This window comes from Aurantimonas sp., from assembly GCF_964217435.1.
Classification (GTDB): domain Bacteria; phylum Pseudomonadota; class Alphaproteobacteria; order Rhizobiales; family Rhizobiaceae; genus Aurantimonas; species Aurantimonas coralicida.
Genome location: NZ_CAXPJM010000055.1, coordinates 322,804 through 328,965, shown reverse-complemented (window position 1 = coordinate 328,965; position 6,162 = coordinate 322,804). Strand labels below are relative to the sequence as shown.

General features: G+C 69.6%; 4 protein-coding genes. All 4 read left to right on the top strand.

Going from position 1 to position 6,162, the window contains the following annotated elements; genetic code table 11:
* Nucleotides 1–836 (top strand): DUF1974 domain-containing protein (locus tag ACEQX1_RS20870; RefSeq protein WP_370197606.1); only part of this gene is annotated, 836 nt, incomplete at its 5' end.
* Complete coding sequence (locus ACEQX1_RS20865) at nt 836–2,119, top strand: acetyl-CoA C-acetyltransferase (protein ID WP_370195570.1); 1,284 nt, start codon at nt 836–838, stop codon at nt 2,117–2,119. The genes ACEQX1_RS20870 and ACEQX1_RS20865, both read left to right, overlap by 1 nt.
* A gap of 68 nt (nt 2,120–2,187) precedes the next feature.
* On the top strand, nt 2,188–4,287 hold the full coding sequence (locus ACEQX1_RS20860; RefSeq protein WP_370195569.1) for a 3-hydroxyacyl-CoA dehydrogenase NAD-binding domain-containing protein: 2,100 nt from the start codon (nt 2,188–2,190) through the stop codon (nt 4,285–4,287).
* Nucleotides 4,287–6,158: an acetyl-CoA hydrolase/transferase C-terminal domain-containing protein gene (locus ACEQX1_RS20855; RefSeq protein ID WP_370195568.1), complete on the top strand. Its 1,872-nt coding sequence runs from the start codon at nt 4,287–4,289 to the stop codon at nt 6,156–6,158. The genes ACEQX1_RS20860 and ACEQX1_RS20855 overlap by 1 nt, the downstream gene beginning before the upstream one ends.
* Nucleotides 6,159–6,162 lie beyond the last annotated feature (4 nt).

Sequence of the window (6,162 nt, the reverse complement as noted above, 5' to 3'; positions counted from 1 at the left end):
TCGACACGCATTTCTGGAAGCATGTCGGCCATTCGCTGACCAATGCGTTCCGCTGCTTCGTGCGCGGCTGGACCGGCGGCATGGCCGCACCGGCGCCCAAGAACGCCGCCTTCATCGGCCATTGGCGCCAGCTCTCGCGCTTCGCCTCGGCCTTCGCGCTGGTCGCCGATTTGTCGCTGCTGACGCTGGGCGGCGCATTGAAGCGCAAGGAGATGCTGTCGGCCCGGCTCGGCGACATTCTCTCCGAGCTGTATCTCCTCGGCGCCGTCCTGAAGCGCTTCGAGGTCGAGGGCCGCCCGGAGGTGGACCGTCCGATCGTCGAGTTCATCATGCAGAAGGGCTACAACCGCATGTCGCTCGCCTTCGAGGGCGTGCTCGACAATCTGCCGGCCCGCTGGGCCGCGGCGGTGACCCGCGTTCTGGCCTTCCCGCTGGGCGTGCCCTTTCAGGAGCCCTCGGACGAGCTGACCGGCGAGGTCGCAGCGATCCTGATGCGGCCGTCCTCGCAGCGCGATCGCCTGACGCCGGACATCTATCTCGGCGAGGGCCATGCCGAGCATCCGGTCAAGGACCTGGAACTCGCCTTCGAGCTTGTCACCGAGGCGGCGCCCATCGAGAAGAAGATGCGCGAGGCGAAGATGCGCGATCCGGCCGAGGCGCGGGATGCCGGCGTGATCACCACCGCCGAGTTCGACCGTCTGGCCGAGGCCAAGGCGGCGGTCGACAAGGTCGTGGCCGTCGACGCCTTCCCGATGGCCGACGTGTCCCCGATCGCGTCCCAGCATGACCGCAATCGCACCGGAGGCGACGAAACCCACCGCGAGGCAGCCGAATAATGACCAGACCCGTCTATCTCGTCGACGGCGCGCGCACGCCCTTCATCAAGGCACGCGGCAAGCCGGGACCGTTCTCGCCCGTCGATCTCGCCGTCCAGTGCGGGCGGCCCCTGATGCTGCGCCAGCCCTTCGGGCCGGACGCCATCGACCTCGTCATCCTCGGCTGCGTCAATGTCGTGGCCGACGAAATGAACCCGGCGCGGGTGGCCGCCCTGCGGCTCGGCCTGTCGGAGGAGATCCCGGCCTTCACCGTGCAGATCAATTGCGGCTCGGGCATGCAGTCGATCGACACGGCGTTCCGGACCATCGAGCTCGGCAAGGCCGACATGGTGCTGGCCGGCGGCGCCGAGGCGCTGAGCCATTCGCCGCTGGTGCTGCGCCGCGGCGCGGTCGACTGGTTCGCCAGGCTGAACGGCGCCCGCACGACCACCGACCGGCTGAAGGCCTTCACCGGCCTGAAGCCCGAATTCCTGAAGCCGGTGATCGGGCTGGAGCGGGGACTGACCGATCCGATCTCCGATCTCAACATGGGCCAGACCGCCGAGATCCTGGCGCATCTCTTCGATATCTCGCGGCGCGACGCCGACAGCTACGCCGCCGAGAGCCACAACCGGCTCGCTCACGCCACCAGGGAAGGCTGGCTGAAGGACGAGATGCTGCCGGCCTTCTCGCGCGACGGCGAGGTCTTCGACCATGACGACGGCGTGCGGCCGGGCTCCGCCGCCAAGAGCCTTGCGAAGCTGAAGCCGGTCTTCGAGCGCCCCTATGGCAAGGTGACGGCCGGCAACGCCTCGCAGATCACCGATGGCGCGTCCTGGACGATCCTCGCCTCCGAAGAAGCCGTCGAGCGCCATGGCCTGACGCCGCTGGCGCGGATCGTCGATTCCGAATGGGGCGCGCTGGACCCGTCGATCATGGGGCTCGGCCCGGTGGTCTCGACCGCGCCGATCCTCAAGCGGCAGGGAATGGGCGTGGCCGACGTCGATCTGTGGGAGCTGAACGAGGCCTTCGCCGCGCAGGTGCTGGCCTGCATCGCCGCCTTCGACGATCCGAAGGTCGCCGACGGCGTTCTCGGCCTCGACGGGCGCGGCGGCCGCATCGACCACGCCAACATCAATGTCGATGGCGGCGCCATCTCGCTCGGCCATCCGGTGGGCACCAGCGGCAACCGCATCACCCTGCATCTGGCCAATGCCATGCGCCGGCTTGGCCGCAGGCGCGGGATCGCCACCGAGTGCATCGGCGGTGGCCTCGGCGGCGCCATGCTTCTGGAAGCGGCCTGATCCGCCCCGCCGCCGGACCGCGAACCGGTCCGGGCGCCTGACATTCGACGAAAGACGAGAGCACACCCATGGGCAGAATGCTGAAGGCACTATCCGAACGCGCCCTCGAACTCGGGCCGGTGCGTGACGCGGAGCAGACCGGCAACTGGCGCGCCGCCACGGACGACGACTACGTCTACTGGCTGGTGCTCGATCGCCCCGGCAAGTCGGTCAACACCATCGACCGCAGCGTGATCGAGGAGCTGTCGCACCACGTCGACCAGATCATCGACCAACGCCCCTCGGCCGTCGTCATCCGCTCGGCCAAACCGTCGGGCTTTGCCGCGGGCGCCGACATCCAGCAATTCGCCGGCGCCTCGACCGGCGAGATCCGCGGCATGCTCAAGGAAGCCCATCTCGTCCTCGACCGGCTGTCGAAGGTGAAGGCCAAGACCATCGCGGTCATTCATGGCCACTGCCTCGGCGCCGGTCTGGAACTGGCGCTGGCCTGCGACCGGCGGATCGCCGTCGCCGACGCCAGCCTCGGCTTTCCCGAAGTGATGCTCGGCCTGCATCCGGGGCTCGGCGGGACCTACCGCTCGACCGCCATCGCCGATCCGGTGGAGGCGATGACCATGATGCTGACCGGCAAGTCGATGCCGGCGAAGAAGGCGAAGTCGATCGGCCTCGTCGACGCCGTGGTCGGGGAACGGCACGTCGCCTCGGCCGTGCAGGCCGCGCTCTACAACGACCTGCCGACCGCGAGCCGCAGCCTCAAGGGGCACGCCTTCTCGGTGAAGCCGGCGCGCTCGCTGGCCGCCAAGCAGATGCGCAAGAGCGCCGCCGCCAGGGCGCCGCAGGAACACTACCCGGCGCCCTACAGGCTGATCGATCTGTGGGAGGCCCATGGCGGCGACGCAAAGGCCATGCAGGAGGGCGAGATCGACAGCTTCGCCGAGCTGATCGAGACCGACACCGCCCAGAACCTCGTGCGGGTGTTCTTCCTGCGCGAGACCATGCGCGGCCTGAAGGACGGCACGTCCGGGATCCGGCACGTCCATGTGGTGGGCGCCGGCGCCATGGGCGGCGACATTGCCGCCTGGGCGGCGCGCGAGGGCTTTTCCGTGACGCTGGGCGACGTGGCCACGGCGCCGATCGGCAAGGCGATCAAGGCGGCCCAGAAGATGCTGAAGGCGACCTTGAAGGACCCGCTGAAGGTGCGCGACGCGCTGGACAGGTTGGTGCCGGACCCGATGGGCTACGGCATCGGCCGCGCCGACATCGTCATCGAGGCGGCGCCCGAGAAGATCGAGCTGAAGCGCAAGATCTATGCGGAGATCGAGCCGCAGCTGAAGGAGGGGGCGCTGCTGGCGACCAACACCTCGGCGCTGCCGCTGGCCGACCTCGCCGCCGGTCTCGCCGATCCCTCGCGCCTCGTCGGACTGCATTTCTTCAACCCGGTGTCGCGCATGCAGCTGATCGAGATCGTCAGCCACGATGCGATCAGCTCCGAGACGGCGCGCCGGGCGACCGCCTTCGCGGTGGAGCTGTCGCGCCTGCCGGCTCCGGTCACCTCGGCCCCGGGCTTCCTCGTCAACCGCTCGCTGACGCCGTACATGGCCGAGGCGCTGATCATGGTCGACGAGGGCATCCCGAAGGAGCGCATCGACGCCTGCGCCGAAGGATTCGGCATGCCCATGGGGCCGGTCGAGCTGACCGACCAGGTCGGCCTCGACATCGCCCTCGACGTCTCGGCCTCATTGCGCGAACGCCTCGACACCGCCTTTCCGGATTCGCCCGACTGGCTGCAGACCATGGTCGACGAAGGCAAGCTCGGCCGCAAGACCGGCGCGGGGCTCTATGCCTATGACGAGGACGGCAAGCCGCAGAAGCAGCGCCTCGACGCGCTGCCGGACGGCTCGAAGGACGATCCGGACATGCTCGACCGGCTGATCCTGCCGATGCTGAATGCGGTCGTGGCGTGCCTGCGCGAGGGCGTGGTGGAGAGCGAGGACGTCGCCGACGGCGCGATGATCTTCGGCACCGGGTTTGCGCCGTTCCGCGGCGGCCCGATCCATTACGCGAAGCAGCGTGGCGTCGACGAGATCGTCGCCCGGATGAACGAACTGGCCGACAAGCATGGGCCGCGCTTTGCGCCGGACGAGGGCTGGCAGCGCCTGAAGAGCTGATGACGCAACGCTTCACCGAGGCCGATGCGCTGGCCGACGCGGTGATCGCGGCGGTCGGCAAGACGATCGTGCTGGCGCTGCCGCTCGGCCTCGGCAAGGCGAACCATGTCGCCAACGCGCTCTACCGCCGGGCGCTGCGCGACCCGCAGGTCGACCTGACCATCCAGACGGCCCTCTCCCTCGACCCGCCCTCGGGCGGCGAGGGGCTGGAGGGCCGCTTTGCCGGGCCGCTGGCGAAACGCCTCTACGACGGCGTGACCCGGCTCGACTATGTTGCGGACCGCCGGAACGATGCGCTGCCGCCCAATGTCCGGGTGGTGGAGTTCTTTCTCCAGGCCGGCGCGCTTCTGGGCAATCGCCACGCCCAGGAGAACTACGTCACGGCGAACTACACCCATGCCGCCGGCTACATCCTGGCGAGCGGCGTCAATGTCATCGGCCAGATGGTCGCGCCGTCGGCCGACCGCAGCCAATGGTCGCTGTCCTCCAACACCGACATGACGCTCGATCTCCTGCCGGCGCTCGACGCCGCGCGCGAGCGGGGCCAGCCGATCCTCTTCGTCGGCGAGGCCAATGCCAACCTGCCCTTTATGGGCGGTCCGGCGGCCCTGCCGACCGGGCGGTTCGACTGTCTGCTCGAGGGCGAGGACGTCGAAGCGGCGCGCCTGTTCTCCGTGCCCAAGCAGCCGATCGGCCCGGTCGAATACGCCATCGGCCTCTACAGCGCGGCGCTGGTGAAGGACGGCGGCACGATCCAGATCGGCATTGGCGGGATCGGCGACGCGCTCACCCATGCGCTCATCCTGCGCCATCGCGATCCGGCGACGTTCAAGGCGATGCTGGCGGCCCTCGACAACTGGCCGGAGAGCCTCGAGCCTGAGACCGAGCCGTTCCGCGAAGGGCTCTACGGCCTGTCGGAGATGTTCGTCGACGGGCTGCTGGAGCTGTTCGAGGCCGGCATCCTCCGGCGCCCGGCCAGCGACGGCAAGGTCCTGCATGGTGGCTTCTTCGTCGGCCCACAGAGTTTCTATGCGCGGCTGCGGGAGATGGCGCCGGAGCGCCGCGCGCTCCTGTCGATGCGCGAGATCTCCTTCGTCAACGCGGTGCCGGCCGAGGACCGCGCGACCCATGCCGCCGATCGCCGCAACGCACGCTTCTTCAACGCCGCGATGCTGGCGACGCCGCTGGGCGACATCTGCTCCGACCAGCTCGACGACGGCCGGGTCGTCTCCGGCGTCGGCGGCCAGTACAATTTCGTCGCCCAGGCCTTCGAGCTGCCCGACGCCCGCTCGGTCATCGGCCTGCCGTCCACCCGCGGCGCGAACGGGCCCTCGAATATCCTCTGGGCCTATGGCCACACCACCATCCCCCGGCACCTGAAGGACATCGTCGTCACCGAATATGGCGTTGCCGACCTGCGCGGCCGCACCGACCGCGACACGGTGGCGGCGACGATCGGGCTGGCCGACGGGCGGTTCCAGGCGGGGCTGGCCAAGGCGGCGATCGCCGCGACGAAGCTGGAGGCCGGCTTCGCGCCGCCGCGGCGCAATGCGCGTGCAGCCGTGGTGGAGGCCCTGCGGCCCTATGCCGACAGGCTGCCGGCCTATCCGTTCGGCACGGCCCTCACCGCCGAAGAGCGGCGGCTCGTGCCGGCGCTGAAGCTGTTGAAGTCGGTGAAAGCCGATCGCCTCGCCCTGGCGCGTCTGGCACTCGTCGGCTGGCGCATGACGCCCGATCCGCGGGAGGAGGCGGCGCTGGAACGGATGGAGCTGGACGACCCCTCGGGGTGGAAGGCGAGGGGGCTATCGGCGGTTCTGGCCGGCGCGCTGCGCGCAACGCGCGACGACCCGCTGGGCCGTCCATGGTCGTGAGGGG